This is a genomic window from Halomonas sp. B23F22_20 (genome assembly GCF_043496985.1).
Classification (GTDB): Bacteria; Pseudomonadota; Gammaproteobacteria; order Pseudomonadales; family Halomonadaceae; genus Halomonas.
The window spans coordinates 1-15,659 of sequence record NZ_JBIEKH010000034.1 but is presented as its reverse complement, the minus strand read 5'-3'; the positions used below and the strand labels follow the sequence as shown (position 1 = coordinate 15,659).

Here is a 15,659-nt window from a genome sequence, read left to right as displayed (position 1 = left end):
CGTGCCTTTAACAGCATCGCGGGCGCACCCGCCCCACTGTTAAAGGCTGCGCATTCTAATGGCTGACGCCACCTACCGTCAAGCGCGACGCCCCTAGGGGCGCCGCGTGTGCGGCCGCGAACGTCAGATCTCGTCGTCGTCCGAGTCGAGCGCGGTGAGCTGGGCCCCCAGCTCCTGCTCGACCTCGAAGGCCGACGGGTGGAGCACGCGCTCAGCGTCTTCACGCTTGCGGCGACGCTCCGCGTGGTGGGTCAGGCCGGTACCGGCCGGGATCAGACGCCCCACCACCACGTTTTCCTTCAGGCCGCGCAGGTAGTCGCGCTTGCCGGTGACGGCCGCCTCGGTCAGCACCCGCGTGGTCTCCTGGAAGGAGGCCGCAGAGATGAACGACTCGGTCGCCAGGCTGGCCTTGGTGATACCCAGCAGCAGGCGCTGATACTTGGCCGGGAACTTGTCGACCCCGTTCAGGACGGCGTTCTGCTCCAGCACCCGCACCAGCTCGACCTGATCGCCCGGGATGAAGTCGGAGTCGCCGGCGTCGGTGATCTCGACCTTGCGCAGCATCTGACGCACGATCACTTCGATGTGCTTGTCGTTGATGCCCACGCCCTGCAGACGATAGACGTCCTGCACCTCGGCGACGATGTACTTGGCCAGTTCGGCGATGCCGAGCAGGCGCAGGATATCGTGCGGGTTGCTCGGACCGTCGGAGATCACCTCGCCCTTCTCGACGGTCTCGCCTTCGAAGACCGCGATCTGGCGCCATTTCGGGATCAGCATCTCGAACGGATCGCCATCCTCGGGCGTGATCGCCAGACGACGCTTGCCCTTGGTCTCCTTGCCGAAGCTGATGGTACCGCTGATCTCGGCCAGGATCGCCGGCTCCTTCGGCTTGCGCGCCTCGAACAGGTCGGCGACTCGCGGCAGACCCCCGGTGATGTCCTTGTTACCGGTCGCTTCCACCGGAATACGGGCCACCACTTCGCCGACGCCGATCTTGGCGCCATCGTCCACGGTGACAATCGCCTTGCCGGGCAGCAGGTACTGTACCGGCGTGTCGGAGTTGGACACGGTCACCGGCTTGCCAGTGTCGTCGGCCAGCAGGATCATCGGGCGCTTGTCGCGGCCGGCCATGGGCCGCGCCGCCGACTCGATCACCTCGATGGAGGACAGCCCGGTCATCTCGTCCACGCTACGGTGCATGGTCAGACCTTCGTCCATGTCCGCGTACTGCACCTGACCCTCGGCCTCGGCGACGATCGGGTGGGTGTGCGGATCCCACTTGGCGACGGTCTGGCCGGCGTCCACCACGTCCCCGTCCTTGACGGAGAGCTCGGCGCCGTAGGGCAGCTTGTAGTACTCGCGCTCACGACCGTGATCGTCGGCCACCGCCAGCGCACTGGAGCGGGACACCACCACCAGCTTGCCGTCGCCGCGTTCGACGTGCTTGATGTTGTGCAGGCGCACCTTGCCGCCGTGCTTGACCTGGACGCTGTCCACCGCGGAGGCCCGGGAGGCCGCGCCGCCGATGTGGAAGGTCCGCATGGTCAGCTGGGTGCCCGGCTCGCCGATCGACTGGGCGGCGATGACGCCCACCGACTCGCCGACGTTGACCTGGTGGCCACGGGCGAGGTCACGGCCGTAACAGGACGAGCAGACGCCATGGCTGGTCTCGCAGGTGATAGTCGAACGCACCACGATCTCGTCGACGCCCATGGTGTCGAGCTCGGCGCACCAGGCCTCGTCGAGCAGGGTGTCGCGGGGGATCAGCACTTCCTCGGTGTTGGGATCGATGACGTCCTGGGCGACCACGCGACCGAGCACCCGCTGGGCCAGCGAGACGATGATGTCGCCGCCCTCGATGACCGGGTGCAGGGTCAGGCCGTTCTCGGTGCCGCAATCCGTCTCGGTGATCACCATGTCCTGCGCCACGTCGACCAGGCGGCGGGTCAGGTAACCGGAGTTGGCGGTCTTGAGTGCCGTGTCCGCCAGGCCCTTACGCGCGCCGTGAGTCGAGATGAAGTACTGCAGGACGTTCAGGCCTTCACGGAAGTTGGCGACGATCGGCGTCTCGATGATCGAGCCATCCGGCTTGGCCATCAGGCCACGCATGCCGGCCAGCTGGCGGATCTGCGCCGCGCTACCCCGGGCGCCGGAGTCGGCCATGATGAAGACGCTGTTGAAGGAGTCCTGCTCGACCTCGTTACCCTCGCGGTCGATCACGCTTTCCTTGGAGATGCCGGCCATCATCGCCTTGGCGACCTGGTCGTTGGCGCGCGCCCAGATGTCGATGACCTTGTTGTACTTCTCGCCCGCGGTCACGAGACCGGAGGAGAACTGGTCCTCGATCTCCTTGACCTCCTCCTCGGCGCCCTCGACGATCTCGGCCTTGGCATCCGGGATGACGAAGTCGTTGACGCCGATGGAGGCGCCGGACCAGGTGGCCATGCGGAAGCCGGTATACATCAGCTGGTCGGCGAAGATCACCGCGGGCTTGAGGCCGGCGCGACGATACACCTCGTTGATCAGCTTGGAGATGGCCTTCTTCTTCATCGGCTGATCGATCAGCTCGAAGGGCACACCATCGGGCAGGATGCGGAACAGCAGCGCGCGACCCACGGTGGTGTCGTAGATCTTGCGGGTCTCGCTCTTCTCGCCGGTCTCCTCGTCGATCACCAACTCGTCGAGACGCACCTTGACGCGAGAGTGCAGCGCCACGCTCTGGGTGCCGAAGGCGCGCTCGACCTCGTTGAGGTCGGAGAACACCATGCCCTCGCCCTTGCCGTTGATCTTCTCGCGGGTCATGTAGTACAGACCCAGCACCACGTCCTGGGACGGCACGATGATCGGCTCGCCGTTGGCCGGTGACAGCACGTTGTTGGTGGCCATCATCAGCGCCCGGGCCTCGAGCTGGGCCTCCAGGGTCAGCGGCACGTGCACGGCCATCTGGTCGCCGTCGAAGTCGGCGTTGTAGGCGGCACACACCAGCGGGTGCAGCTGGATCGCCTTGCCCTCGATCAGCAGCGGCTCGAAGGCCTGGATGCCGAGACGGTGCAGGGTCGGAGCGCGGTTGAGCAGTACCGGATGCTCGCGGATGACCTCGGCGAGGATGTCCCACACCTCGGGCAGCTCGCGCTCGACCATCTTCTTGGCGGCCTTGATGGTGGACGCCTGGCCGTTGTACTGCAGCTTGGAGTAGATGAACGGCTTGAACAGCTCGAGCGCCATCTTCTTCGGCAGGCCACACTGGTGCAGGCGCAGGGTCGGGCCGACGGTGATGACCGAGCGACCGGAATAGTCGACGCGCTTGCCGAGCAAGTTCTGACGGAAGCGGCCCTGCTTGCCCTTGATCATGTCGGCCAGCGACTTCAGCGGGCGCTTGTTGGAACCGGTGATCGCCCGGCCGCGACGGCCGTTGTCGAGCAGCGCGTCGACCGCTTCCTGCAGCATGCGCTTCTCGTTGCGCACGATGATGTCCGGCGCGTTGAGATCGAGCAGCCGCTTGAGGCGGTTGTTACGGTTGATCACGCGACGATACAGGTCGTTCAGATCAGAAGTCGCGAAACGACCGCCGTCCAGCGGCACCAGCGGACGCAGGTCCGGCGGCAGCACCGGCAGCACTTCCATGACCATCCACGCCGGATCGTTGCCGGAGCCCTGGAAGGCTTCCAGCAGCTTGAGGCGCTTGGACAGCTTCTTGATCTTGGTCTCGGAGTTAGTCTGCGGGATCTCTTCGCGCAGACGCTCGATCTCTTCCTCGAGATCGATGTCCTTGAGCATGGCCTGCACGGCCTCGGCACCCATGCGGGCGTCGAAGTCGTCACCGAACTCCTCGAGGGCCTCGAAGTACTGCTCGTCGTTGAGCAGCTGGCCGCGCTCGAGGGTGGTCATGCCCGGATCGACGACCATGAAGCTCTCGAAATAGAGCACGCGCTCGATGTCGCGCAGGGTCATGTCCAGGAACATGCCGATGCGTGACGGCAGCGACTTCAGGAACCAGATGTGAGCGACGGGGCTTGCCAGCTCGATGTGGCCCATGCGCTCGCGGCGCACGGCGGCCTTGGTGACCTCGACGCCGCACTTCTCGCAGATGATGCCGCGATGCTTCATCCGCTTGTACTTGCCGCACAGGCACTCGTAGTCCTTCACCGGGCCGAAGATCTTGGCGCAGAACAGGCCGTCACGCTCCGGCTTGAAGGTACGATAGTTGATGGTCTCGGGCTTCTTGACCTCGCCGAAGGACCAGCTGCGAATCATGTCCGGCGACGCCAGCGTGATCTTGATCGCGTCGAACTCGTCGGACTGAGACTGCGATTTGAGGACTTTCACCAAATCTTTCATGGGTCGGCTCCGTTGCGGAGTTGTCATGGGCGGGGGCGCGCACGCCCCCGCGGACCGTCATTACTGCGAAGCGCCGTAGCGGCAGCCTCAGCTCTCCAGTTCGATATCGATACCCAGCGAGCGGATTTCCTTCACCAGCACGTTGAAGGATTCCGGCATGCCCGCCTGCATGGTGTGGTCGCCATCCACGATGCTCTTGTACATCTTGGTGCGGCCCTCCACGTCGTCGGACTTGACGGTGAGCATCTCCTGAAGGGTGTAGGCTGCGCCGTAGGCTTCCAGGGCCCAGACCTCCATTTCCCCGAAGCGCTGACCACCGAACTGCGCCTTGCCGCCCAGCGGCTGCTGGGTGACCAGGGAGTAGGAACCGGTGGAACGCGCGTGCATCTTGTCATCCACCAGGTGGTTGAGCTTCAGCATGTACATGTAACCCACGGTGACCGGACGGTCGAAGGCATCGCCGGTACGCCCGTCGTAGAGGGTCATCTGGCCGGAGTCCGGCAGGTCGGCGAGGCGCAACAGGTGCTTGATCTCACCCTCGCGGGCGCCGTCGAACACCGGCGTGGCCATCGGCACGCCCGCCTTGAGGTTCTTCGCCAGGGCGATGACCTCATCGTCGGACAGCGAGTCCAGGTCCTCGACCCGGGTGCCACTGGTGGAATTGTAGACCTCCGCCAGGAACTCACGGATCTGGGCGATCTGCTGCTCACGGGCATCGCGCAGCATGTGCTCGATCTTGACCCCGAGGCCGCGGGCGGCCATGCCGAGGTGAGTCTCGAGGATCTGCCCGACGTTCATCCGCGACGGTACGCCCAGCGGATTGAGGACCACGTCGATCGGCTCGCCGTTGTCGTCGAACGGCATGTCTTCGATCGGCATGATCGCCGAGATGACACCCTTGTTACCGTGACGGCCGGCCATCTTGTCGCCCGGCTGCAGGCGGCGCTTGATCGCCAGGTAGACCTTGACGATCTTGAGCACGCCCGGCGCCAGGTCGTCGCCCTGGGTCAGCTTGCGCTTCTTGTCTTCGAAGCGCTCGTCCATCTCCTTGCGACGATTCTCCAGCTGCTCGTCGGCCTGGGCCAGCAGCTCGTTGAGGGCTTCGTCCTGCATCCGCAGCTTGAACCACTGCTGACGCGGCAGCTCCTCGAGATACTCGTCGGTGAGCACATCGCCCTTCTTGAGCTTGGGCCCGCCGTTGACGGCCTGGCCGGAAAGCGTACGCTGCAGGCGCTCGAAGGTGGCATCCTCGGCGATGCGGTAGGTCTCCTGGAGATCCTTGCGCACTTCGTCGAGCTGCATCTGCTCGATGGACAGCGCCCGGGAGTCCTTCTCCACGCCGTCACGGGTGAACACCTGGACGTCGATGACGGTACCCTTCATGCCGGTCGGGGCACGCAGCGAGGTGTCCTTCACGTCGGAGGCCTTCTCCCCGAAGATCGCGCGCAGCAGCTTCTCCTCAGGGGTCAGCTGGGTCTCACCCTTGGGCGTGACCTTGCCCACCAGGATGTCGCCCGGCCCGACCTCGGCGCCGATGTAGACCACGCCGGCCTCATCCAGCTTGGCCAGCGCTGACTCGCCGACGTTGGGAATGTCCGAGGTGATCTCTTCCGCACCCAGCTTGGTGTCGCGGGAGACACAGGTCAGTTCCTGGATGTGGATGGTAGTGAAGCGGTCTTCCTGGACGGCCCGCTCGGAGAGCAGGATGGAGTCCTCGAAGTTGTAGCCGTTCCACGGCATGAAGGCGATGCGCATGTTCTGGCCCAGCGCCAGGTCACCCATGTCGACGGACGGACCGTCGGCCAGGATGTCGCCGCGCGCCACGCTGTCGCCGGGGCGAACGATCGGGCGCTGGTTCTGGCAGGTGTTCTGGTTGGAACGCAGGTACTTGGTCAGGTTGTAGATATCGACGCCGGCTTCGCCGCCGATGATCTCGTCTTCATTGACCCGCACCACGATGCGCTTGGCATCGACCGAATCGATCGTGCCGCCACGACGCGCCACGGCGCAGACGCCTGAGTCGCGGGCCACGAAGCGCTCCATGCCGGTACCCACCAGCGGCTTCTCGGCGCGCAGGGTCGGCACGGCCTGACGCTGCATGTTCGCCCCCATCAGGGCGCGGTTGGCGTCATCGTGCTCCAGGAACGGGATCAGCGCCGCCGCCACCGACACCACCTGGCGCGGCGAGACGTCCATCAGGGTGACCTGCTCGGGGCGCATGAAGGTGGTCTCGCCGCGGTGGCGGACCTGCACCAGATCATCGACCAGCTTGCCGCCCTCGTCCACGGTGGCCGAGGCCTGGGCGATGACGAAGTCGCCCTCCTCGATCGCGGAGAGGTGCACCACGTCGTCGGTCACCTGGCTGTCTACCACCTTGCGGTACGGAGTCTCGAGGAAACCGTAGCTGTTGGTATGACTGTAGGTGGCCAGCGAGTTGATCAGGCCGATGTTCGGGCCTTCCGGGGTCTCGATCGGGCACAGACGACCGTAGTGGGTGGCGTGAACGTCGCGCACCTCAAAGCCGGCGCGCTCGCGGGTCAGGCCACCCGGGCCGAGGGCGGAGACACGACGCTTGTGCGTCACCTCGGACAGCGGGTTGTTCTGGTCCATGAACTGCGACAGCTGCGAGGAGCCGAAGAACTCCTTCACCGCCGCAGCCACCGGCTTGGCATTGATCAGGTCCTGGGGCATCAGGCCTTCGCTCTCGGCCATCGAGAGACGTTCCTTGACCGCACGCTCGACGCGCACCAGGCCCACGCGGAACTGGTTCTCGGCCATCTCGCCGACGCAGCGGATACGGCGGTTGCCCAGGTGGTCGATGTCATCGACATCGCCAAAGCCGTTACGGATGTTAATCAGCTCGCCGAGCACGTCGAGGATATCGCGCTGGTCGAGCACGCCGGCCCCGGTGTCGCTGTCGCGACGCAGCCGACGGTTGAACTTCATGCGACCGACGCCAGACAGGTCGTAGCGATCTTCGGTGAAGAACAGATTGTTGAACAGCGTCTCGGCAGCCTCCTTGGTGGGCGGCTCGCCGGGGCGCATCATGCGATAGATTTCCACCAGCGCCTCGAGCTGGGAACCGGTGGTGTCCAGCTTGAGGGTGTCGGAAATGAAGGGCCCGCAGTCGAGATCGTTGGTGTAGAGCGTCTCGAGACGGGTCAGGCCAGCCTGGCCCAGGGACTCCAGCAGTTCCGGGGTGATGGCGGCGTTGCAGGCGCAGATCAGCTCGCCGGTGTTCGGATCGACCTGATCCTTGGCCAGGGTCTTGCCGAACAGATAGTCCATCGGCACCTCGAGACGCTCGAGGCCGGTCTTCTCCAGCTGGCGGATATGCTTCTGAGTGATCCGACGGCCTTCCTCGACGATGACGTTACCTTCGCCATCCTTGATGTCGAAGGTCGCGGTCTCGCCGCGCAGGCGCGACGGCACCAGCTCCACGGAGAAACCACTCTTCTCGATGTGGAAGGTGCTGGTCTCGAAGAATTCGTCGAGGATCTCCTCGGCGCTCATGCCCAGCGCGCGCAGCAGTACGGACGCCGGCAGCTTGCGGCGACGGTCGATGCGCACGAAGACGTTGTCCTTCGGATCGAACTCGAAGTCCAGCCAGGAGCCGCGGTAGGGAATCACCCGGGCGGAGTACAGGAGCTTGCCTGAGGAGTGGCTCTTGCCCTTGTCGTGATCGAAGAACACGCCCGGAGAGCGGTGCAGCTGGGACACGATGACACGCTCGGTACCGTTCACCACGAAAGTACCGTTCTCGGTCATCAGGGGGATCTCCCCCATGTAGACTTCCTGCTCCTTGATGTCCTTGATCGCCTTGTTCGACGAATCCTTGTCGTAGATGATCAGGCGGACCTTGACGCGCAGGGGGGCCGAGTAGGTGACGCCACGCAGCTGGCACTCCTTGACGTCGAAGGCCGGAGTGCCGAAACGGTAGCTGACGTATTCCAGGGCCGCATTGCCGGAGAAGCTTTCGATCGGAAACACCGAGCGAAAGGCGGCATGCAGGCCAACGTCGAGGCGTTCTTCGGGTGAGCGATCCTGCTGGAGAAAGTCGTAGTAGGAATCAAGCTGGATGGCCAGCAGGTAAGGCACATCCATCACTTGGGGCAGTTTGCCGAAATCCTTGCGGATGCGTTTTTTCTCAGTGTATGAGTAAGCCATCTGTATTCCCCAGCTTGTTCACCATGGGTGACCGATGCGTGTCGGCGCCACCCGACGGACGCGGCTCCGTCAGGCGCTGACGGCAAGCCTCCACTGGAGGCTCGCCGTCGGAATTCGGCTAGCGGAGGCCCGTAGGGCGAACCGCCTAGCGACAACAGAAAAAGGCCGGCAGCGGGTGTCCCGCCACCAGCCGTGGAAGCTTACGCTGCGCGTAAAGCCGTGGGCACAAGGATTACTTGAGCTCCACGCTCGCGCCGGCTTCTTCCAGCTTGGTCTTGGCTGCTTCGGCGTCTTCCTTGGACAAACCTTCCTTCAGGGTAGCCGGAGCACCGTCGACGGCGCCTTTGGCTTCCTTCAGGCCCAGACCGGTGATCTCGCGGACGGCCTTGATGACGTTGACCTTCTTGTCGCCAGCGCTGGTCAGCACCAGGTCGAACTCGGTCTGCTCTTCGGCGGCAGCGGCTTCGCCGCCACCCGGGCCAGCCACGACAGCGGCGGCAGCGGTGACGCCGAACTTCTCTTCCATCGCCTCGATCAGCTCGGCGACTTCCATCACGGACATGTCGGCGACGGCGTTGATGATGTCTTCTTTGGTCAGTGCCATTTTCACGTTCCTAACTTTGCGGGAGCCTCGGCGGACCGACGGCTCGGTGATTCAATATTCGATTCGCGCGAGGAGGTCGAGTTCGCCGTTCAGGCGGCCTCGCCTTCCTTCTGGTCACGCAGCGCGGCGAGGGTACGAACCAGCTTGCCGGCGGAAGCCTCCTTCATGACGGACATCAGCTTGGCGATGGCCTCGTCATAGGTCGGCAGGCTTGCCAGGCGGTCGAGATCGCTCGCCGGGATGAACTCGCCTTCGTATGCCAGCGCCTTGACTTCGAAGTCCTTCTCGTCCTTGCCGAACTCCTTGAACAGGCGGGCGGCAGCGCCCGGATGCTCGGTGGAGAAGGCCAGGAGGGTCGGACCCACGAAAGACTCGTTCAGACACTCCCACTGAGTGCCTTCCAGGGCGCGGCGTGCCAGGGTGTTGCGGACAACACGGATCTGCACGCCATTCTCGCGAGCCTGCTTGCGCAGGTCGGTCATCTTGCTGACCGAAACGCCACGAGAATCGGCAACGACGACGGAGAGAGCATCCTTGGCCGCTTCACTGACCTCGGCAACAATGGCCTTCTTGCCTTCGAGTGCTAGTGGCACGGTGATCACTCCTTCGTGCCGGAATCTCCGCAGAGGATTCCGGTGGTTACCATCTCCCTCGGTCGCCCCTAGAGGCGCTACCGAGGGTCCTGGGTGATGGTGCTCACCAGAAATCTGGCGGCCACACCATCTGCGCAGGCGGCCCCGAGGGACGATTAAGCCGCCTCTACGAGCGAGGCGGCGCCTGCGGTCTTTGACGGTGCCCCGCCGGCTCCATAGAAACCGTGCACGGGGACCGCAAAGTATCTTGCTCTGGTCAACCGCGGCGTTACACGAACGCAGCGTGGTCGACGGTCAGCCCCGGCCCCATGGTGGTGGACAGGGAAATCTTCTTGAAGTACACGCCTTTGGCAGCGCTCGGCTTGAGCCTCTTCAGGTCGGCGATCAGCGCTTCGAGGTTACCGCGGATGGCGGTAGCATCGAAATCGACCTTGCCCAGGGTGGCGTGGATGATGCCGTTCTTGTCGGTACGGAAGCGCACCTGACCGGCCTTGGCGTTCTTGACGGCAGTGGCCACGTCCGGGGTCACGGTGCCGACCTTGGGGTTCGGCATCAGGCCACGCGGACCGAGGATCTGACCCAGCTGGCCAACGACGCGCATGGCGTCCGGCGAAGCGATGACCACGTCGAAGTCGAGCTGACCTTTCTTGACCTGCTCGGCCAGGTCATCCATGCCGACGATGTCGGCGCCGGCTTCCTTGGCGGCTTCTTCGTTGGCACCCTGGGTGAAGACGGCGACACGCACGTCCTTACCGGTGCCGTTGGGCATGACGGTGGCGCCACGCACGACCTGGTCGGACTTGCGCGGATCAACGCCCAGATTGACGGCCACGTCGACGGACTCATTGAACTTGACGGTGGACAGCTCGGAGAGCAGGGCCACGGCCTCCTCGAGGGAATAGGCCTTGTTCGGGTCGACCTTCTCGCGAATCTGCTGAGCGCGCTTGGTGAGCTTAGCCATGATCAGAGGCCCTCCACGTTGAGGCCCATGCTGCGGGCACTACCGGCAATGGTACGCACCGCGGCGTCGAGATCGGCAGCCGTCAGATCCGGCTCCTTGGTCTTGGCGATCTCTTCGAGCTGCTCGCGGGTCACGGTACCGACCTTGTTCTTGTTCGGCTCACCGGAGCCGGACTTGATACCAGCGGCCTTCTTCAGCAGGACGGCGGCAGGCGGCGTCTTGGTGACGAAGGTGAAGCTGCGGTCGGAGTAGACGGTGATGACAACGGGAGTCGGCAGACCCGGCTCGATGTCCTGCGTCTCGGCGTTGAACGCCTTGCAGAACTCCATGATGTTGACGCCGTGCTGACCCAGCGCGGGACCCACGGGGGGACTCGGATTGGCCTTACCGGCTGCAACCTGCAGCTTGATGTAAGCCTGTACTTTCTTGGCCATGATTTACTCCAGATGGGTGATAGCGCCTTGCGGCTCCCCGGTTGAGGCGGTCGCCTCGGCGGCCGCCATGAAAATCGTCGATCGAGAAGCCTTATTCCTTCTCGACCTGGGCAAATTCCAGCTCGACCGGCGTGGAGCGACCGAAGATCAGCACACTGACCTGCAGACGACTCTTGTCGTAGTTGACTTCCTCGACCACGCCATTGAAATCGGCGAAGGGCCCATCGATGACACGCACGGACTGGCCCGGCTCGAACAGCGTCTTGGGCCTCGGCTTCTCGGTACCGTCCTTGACCCGGCTGAGAATGGCATCGGCTTCACGCTGGGTGATCGGCGCCGGCTTCTCCTTGGTACCGCCAATGAAACCCATCACGCGCGGGGTCTCGTTCACCAGATGCCAGGTCGCGTCGTCCATCTCCATCTCGACCAGCACATAGCCGGGATAGAACTTGCGCTCGCTCTTGCGGCGCTTGCCGTCACGCATCTCGACGACTTCTTCGGTCGGCACCAGGATCTCGCCGAACCGATCCTCCATGCCATACATCTTCACGCGCTCCGTGAGAGAGCGCATGACATGCTTCTCGAAGCCGGAATAGGCGTGAACGACGTACCAACGCTTGGACATGATGACTCCTAACCAATGACGCCGGACATCGCCCAGCCAAGAAGCGTATCGATAAGCCACAGCATCAGCCCCACCACCATCACGGCCACCAGCACGATGGCGGTGGTCTGAACGGTTTCGGGGCGAGTCGGCCACACCACGCGCTGAATCTCTTTCTTCGCGCTGCGGGCCAGCTCCAGCAGATCGCGCCCTTTGCCGGTGGTCAGCGCCACCAGCGCCGCCACCACACTGAGAGCGACGACGCCAAGCACACGATAAAGCAGCGCCTGGTCGGCAAAATAGGTATTACCGACCACGGCAAGAACCAGCAGAATGACGACAACCGCCCACTTGAGCCCGTCGTGGCGCGACTCCTGCACCTCGGCGTTATGTTTCATGAAAACGAGACTCCTCAAGGCGCGGCAATCGAAACATGAAAAACACAAGAAATCTCACCAGCCTGGGGAAGACTGGCAGGCCAGGAGGGAATCGAACCCCCAACCTGCGGTTTTGGAGACCGCTGCTCTGCCAATTGAGCTACTGGCCTGTTGCTTCCGCGACCTTCCTTTGCGAAAGGCCTCAGCGACAGCGGGCGCCATCATAGCGGATGTCGCTTTGCCTGGCAACCCCTTCTCCGGCCGCATGCTCGCACCGGGAAGAAAAAGAAAAGGCGAGCCTTAGCTCGCCTTTCCAATGTGGAGCTCATGGACGGATTTGAACCGTCGACCTCACCCTTACCAAGGGTGTGCTCTACCCCTGAGCTACATGAGCAAAACTGCTAAGCTGGAGCGGGCAGCGGGGATCGAACCCGCATCATCAGCTTGGAAGGCTGAGGTTCTACCATTGAACTATGCCCGCCTACCCACTCTTGCTACCACCACTCACCTCAGCGAGTGCGGCGAAACCTGGTGGAGGGGGAAGGATTCGAACCTTCGAAGCTTTCGCGGCAGATTTACAGTCTGCTCCCTTTGGCCACTCGGGAACCCCTCCAACTGGCGATGCATTATACCGCCTCAGTTCTCGGTGTCAAGTGATTGTTTTTTCAATCATCCTGACGAGACAATCGCACCGCGGCGACCCTGCCTCTCCGGAACGCGGCGCATTGTGTCAAAGCAGGGAGGAGAATGCAAGCCCCGCACGAATCTTTTCCAGCGACACCGGTCGCGGCACCCTCGGAGCCCCTGACATGCGCCCCGCTCGCTCCGCGGCCGTCAGCGGAAAATATGCCTCCAGCCCCCCATAGACCATGTCCGGCCATACGGCATGCGGGATCTGAATGCCACGCGATACGACCCTGGCATCGCCACCGGTCAGCAGCAACGGCAGCGCCACGCCCTCCCGATCGCACACTTCACTGTAGATGCGGTTCACGGCACTCACTGCCGCCATGTAGATACCATGATTGACGGCTTCGACCGTCCGCGTGCCGGGAGCCAGCAGCTCGTCGGCCTCGCTATCGGGGTCGATCGCCACGTTGCGGGTACCGAGCTTGAGACTTTCCTTCATCAGTCGCAGTCCTGGCAGGATATAGCCCCCCAGGTGCCGACCTCCCGGCAGCACGAAGTCCACGGTGATGGCGCTGCCACAGTCGACGCTGCAACAGCCCCCGGCCAACTGATACCCGGCCAACACCCCCAACCAGCGATCCACTCCCAGCCTTCCGGGCTCCTCGTAACCATTACTGACGCCCAGCGCCTCGGGCTCCGAACGCGCCACGTGGACGTTGCGAACCTGTCGATGCAACAGGTCGACGGTGCGCGCCAGTACTGCCCTGCGCGCCACGCTGGAAATTCTTACCGCCTCGACGACATCGAGATCCGGGATATCGGCCCCAGGGCGCCACTCCTCGCGCGTCCAGACGGCCCCTCGGGAGCGAATCTCGCTACTTGCCGCATCCTTCAGCCGCCACTTCGACAAGGTATTGCCGATGTCCAGATCCAGGATCATTACCGCCCCCGCACACTGATCTCACCCCCGGCGAGACACATGCGCCCGGCATCGCCCATCACCCAGAGGTTGCCGGCATCGTCCACCTCTTCCGCCACGGCCGCCTCACGACGCTCGCCGCGAACGATATCCACCTCTCGCCCGGCAAAGGCATGGCGCGCGTTCCAGTCGTCCTTCCAGGCGCCGAAACCGCGATGCTCGAACTCAGCCAGCAGCGGCATCAACGCCTCCAGCAGCTCCACCGCCAACTGGTTGCGCGACAGACCGGGAGCTTGATCGCGCACCGCCGCCACCGGCTGCTCGATTTCCGCACGGAAGGCCTCGGGTAGATCGACGTTGATGCCCATACCGACCACCAGCTCGCAGGGGCCAGCGGCATCACCGCTGAGTTCGACGAGAATGCCGGCTAGCTTGCCCAACTGGCCGCTCTCGGCCTCCAGCAACACGTCATTCGGCCACTTGAGCCTCGGAGACACCCCATGCCGTTCCAGCACCTGCGCGAGGGCCACCCCCACCGCCAGGCTGAGCCCCTCCAAAGCCGCCACTCCCGACTCGACTCGCCAACCCACCGAGAGCATCAGCGTACGCCCCCAGGGCGTCACCCAAGCACGCCCACGACGCCCTTTTCCGGCACTCTGCTGCTCTACCAGACAGACCTCACCATGCCCCGCGCCTTGCTCGAAGCGCTCGCGCAGGAACTGATTGCTCGAGGGCAGAGTTTCCTCGACGAACAATCGGCTGACATGTCGACGCGCCTCCCGGGACAATCCGGCAACGATCGTCGCACCATCGAGCAGCTCCAGGGGCTCGGCCAACCGGTATCCCTGCCCCTTGACCGCCTCCATGGGAATCCCTAATGCCTCCAGCTTACGCAGCTGTTTCCAGACGGCGGCACGGGATACACCCAGCCGCTCCCCCAGCTGCTCGCCGGAATGGAACTCGCCATCACTCAACAGGCGAATCAGGTCACCAATGGTCATGCACACGCCCCTGACGGGAAAAGCCTCATTCTAGCGGAACTGTCTCGGCGCCGGAAATCCGCAAGCTCATCATCGTTAGGCATGCGGCCAACGAGCAGCAACTTCCTGCCCCCATGAAAAAGGCCGGGCGTATGCCCGGCCTTTTTCATGGGTAGTTGATTCGCCAGCCGAATCAGTATTCGGCTTCTGCCTCGTCAGCGGCCTGCTCGACGTTTTCCCCCATTTCCTCGACGGCCTCACCCGCCTGATCCATGGACTCGTCGATGCTCTCGCCAGCCTCATCCATCGCCTGGTCGACGTTCTCTCCCGCCTGTTCTGCCGGCCCCTCTTCTTCACAGGCCGCCAGCCCCATGGCCATCATGCCGAGGAACGTTGCCAGGGCGAGTTTACGCTGAATACCTTGTGCCATGTTTTTACCTCCTCCTGAGATACTCTGCTTTCCAAGCGTGTTCTCACAGGCTAACCCTAGTTCGCCTTTCAGGCCAACGGCCCGTCTCCGATATCGAGATCCACTTGTCGCCACGAGCCGACAGCCCCCACTCCTCTTGACCAGGCGCGCCGCGCTTGTCGAGTCAAGGCACCGGGCAATGATCGAGAACGCGCCACCGCTCACCGTACGAACGCATGAAAGCCTGCGTCAAGCCAGCCCCGGTGACCGACAGTGCGCTTGAGCCGGTCGACTTCCGCGGTTCTCCACGGGCAACTCCCCTGCCGGCTATGCCGCCTGTCATCCGGGCATGAAAAGCCCCGAACCTTTCGGCTCGGGGTTTTCTCGGTATCGATGCTTGACGATGATCGGGCCGGCCCTCCGACGACCGGCGACCCGGAGGGCGGCTCCCGTGACTCTCCAGGGGAACTCCCCGGTCAGGCGCGCCACCTACCGTAATGCCCATCGCTCAGACATGAAAAAACCCCGAACCTTTCGGTCCGGGGTTTTCTCGGTATAGATGCCTGACGATGACCTACTCTCGCATGGGAACTCCCACACTACCATCGGCGCTGAGCGGTTTCACTGCTGAGTTCGGCAT

11 protein-coding genes, 4 tRNA genes and 1 rRNA gene are annotated in these 15,659 nt (G+C 63.6%); all 16 read right to left on the bottom strand.

Translation table 11 applies throughout. From position 1 onward, the window contains the following. Positions 1 to 123: 123 nt before the first annotated feature. Positions 124 to 4,341 carry a DNA-directed RNA polymerase subunit beta' gene (gene rpoC, locus ACGTN6_RS19255; RefSeq protein ID WP_394594576.1) on the bottom strand — a complete coding sequence of 1,406 codons (4,218 nt, stop codon included), beginning with the start codon at positions 4,339 to 4,341 and terminating at the stop codon, positions 124 to 126. An 87-nt stretch (positions 4,342 to 4,428) separates the two neighbouring features. Then, a complete protein-coding gene (gene rpoB, locus ACGTN6_RS19250) occupies positions 4,429 to 8,508 on the bottom strand; it encodes a DNA-directed RNA polymerase subunit beta (protein WP_394594575.1) in 4,080 nt (1,359 codons plus the stop codon). Between the two features lie 232 nt (positions 8,509 to 8,740). After that, on the bottom strand, positions 8,741 to 9,112 hold the full coding sequence (rplL, locus tag ACGTN6_RS19245) for a 50S ribosomal protein L7/L12 (protein WP_394594574.1): 372 nt from the start codon (positions 9,110 to 9,112) through the stop codon (positions 8,741 to 8,743). Positions 9,113 to 9,201: 89 nt separating this feature from the next. Further along, positions 9,202 to 9,705: a 50S ribosomal protein L10 gene (gene rplJ / locus ACGTN6_RS19240; protein WP_394594573.1), complete on the bottom strand. Its 504-nt coding sequence runs from the start codon at positions 9,703 to 9,705 to the stop codon at positions 9,202 to 9,204. Between the two features lie 268 nt (positions 9,706 to 9,973). Beyond that, positions 9,974 to 10,666, bottom strand: a complete 693-nt coding sequence (gene rplA / locus ACGTN6_RS19235) for a 50S ribosomal protein L1 (RefSeq protein ID WP_394594572.1) — start codon at positions 10,664 to 10,666, stop codon at positions 9,974 to 9,976. A gap of 2 nt (positions 10,667 to 10,668) precedes the next feature. Beyond that, entirely contained in the window at positions 10,669 to 11,100 is a 432-nt protein-coding gene (gene rplK, locus ACGTN6_RS19230; RefSeq protein WP_183389506.1) for a 50S ribosomal protein L11, read from the bottom strand. 91 nt (positions 11,101 to 11,191) lie between these two features. Then, the gene (nusG, locus tag ACGTN6_RS19225; protein ID WP_183389507.1) at positions 11,192 to 11,725 is read right to left on the bottom strand and encodes a transcription termination/antitermination protein NusG; all 534 of its coding nucleotides are present in this window, start codon (positions 11,723 to 11,725) and stop codon (positions 11,192 to 11,194) included. 8 nt (positions 11,726 to 11,733) lie between these two features. After that, positions 11,734 to 12,102, bottom strand: a complete 369-nt coding sequence (secE, locus tag ACGTN6_RS19220; protein WP_394594571.1) for a preprotein translocase subunit SecE — start codon at positions 12,100 to 12,102, stop codon at positions 11,734 to 11,736. A 73-nt stretch (positions 12,103 to 12,175) separates the two neighbouring features. Further along, positions 12,176 to 12,251, bottom strand: a tRNA-Trp gene (locus ACGTN6_RS19215). A 149-nt stretch (positions 12,252 to 12,400) separates the two neighbouring features. Beyond that, positions 12,401 to 12,475: transfer RNA gene (locus tag ACGTN6_RS19210), tRNA-Thr, on the bottom strand. Positions 12,476 to 12,488: 13 nt separating this feature from the next. After that, positions 12,489 to 12,562 (bottom strand) — tRNA-Gly (locus tag ACGTN6_RS19205). Between the two features lie 48 nt (positions 12,563 to 12,610). Then, positions 12,611 to 12,694 (bottom strand) — tRNA-Tyr (locus ACGTN6_RS19200). Positions 12,695 to 12,811: 117 nt separating this feature from the next. Further along, positions 12,812 to 13,651 carry a type III pantothenate kinase gene (locus ACGTN6_RS19195; RefSeq protein WP_394594570.1) on the bottom strand — a complete coding sequence of 280 codons (840 nt, stop codon included), beginning with the start codon at positions 13,649 to 13,651 and terminating at the stop codon, positions 12,812 to 12,814. After that, positions 13,651 to 14,631, bottom strand: coding sequence for a biotin--[acetyl-CoA-carboxylase] ligase (locus tag ACGTN6_RS19190; protein ID WP_394594569.1), 981 nt, complete (start codon positions 14,629 to 14,631; stop codon positions 13,651 to 13,653). Before ACGTN6_RS19190 ends, ACGTN6_RS19195 begins: the two co-directional genes overlap by 1 nt. Before the next feature lie 172 nt (positions 14,632 to 14,803). Next, entirely contained in the window at positions 14,804 to 15,040 is a 237-nt protein-coding gene (locus ACGTN6_RS19185; protein WP_394594568.1) for a hypothetical protein, read from the bottom strand. Between the two features lie 540 nt (positions 15,041 to 15,580). Next, positions 15,581 to 15,659: ribosomal RNA gene (gene rrf, locus ACGTN6_RS21150) — 5S ribosomal RNA — on the bottom strand; the annotation flags it as partial.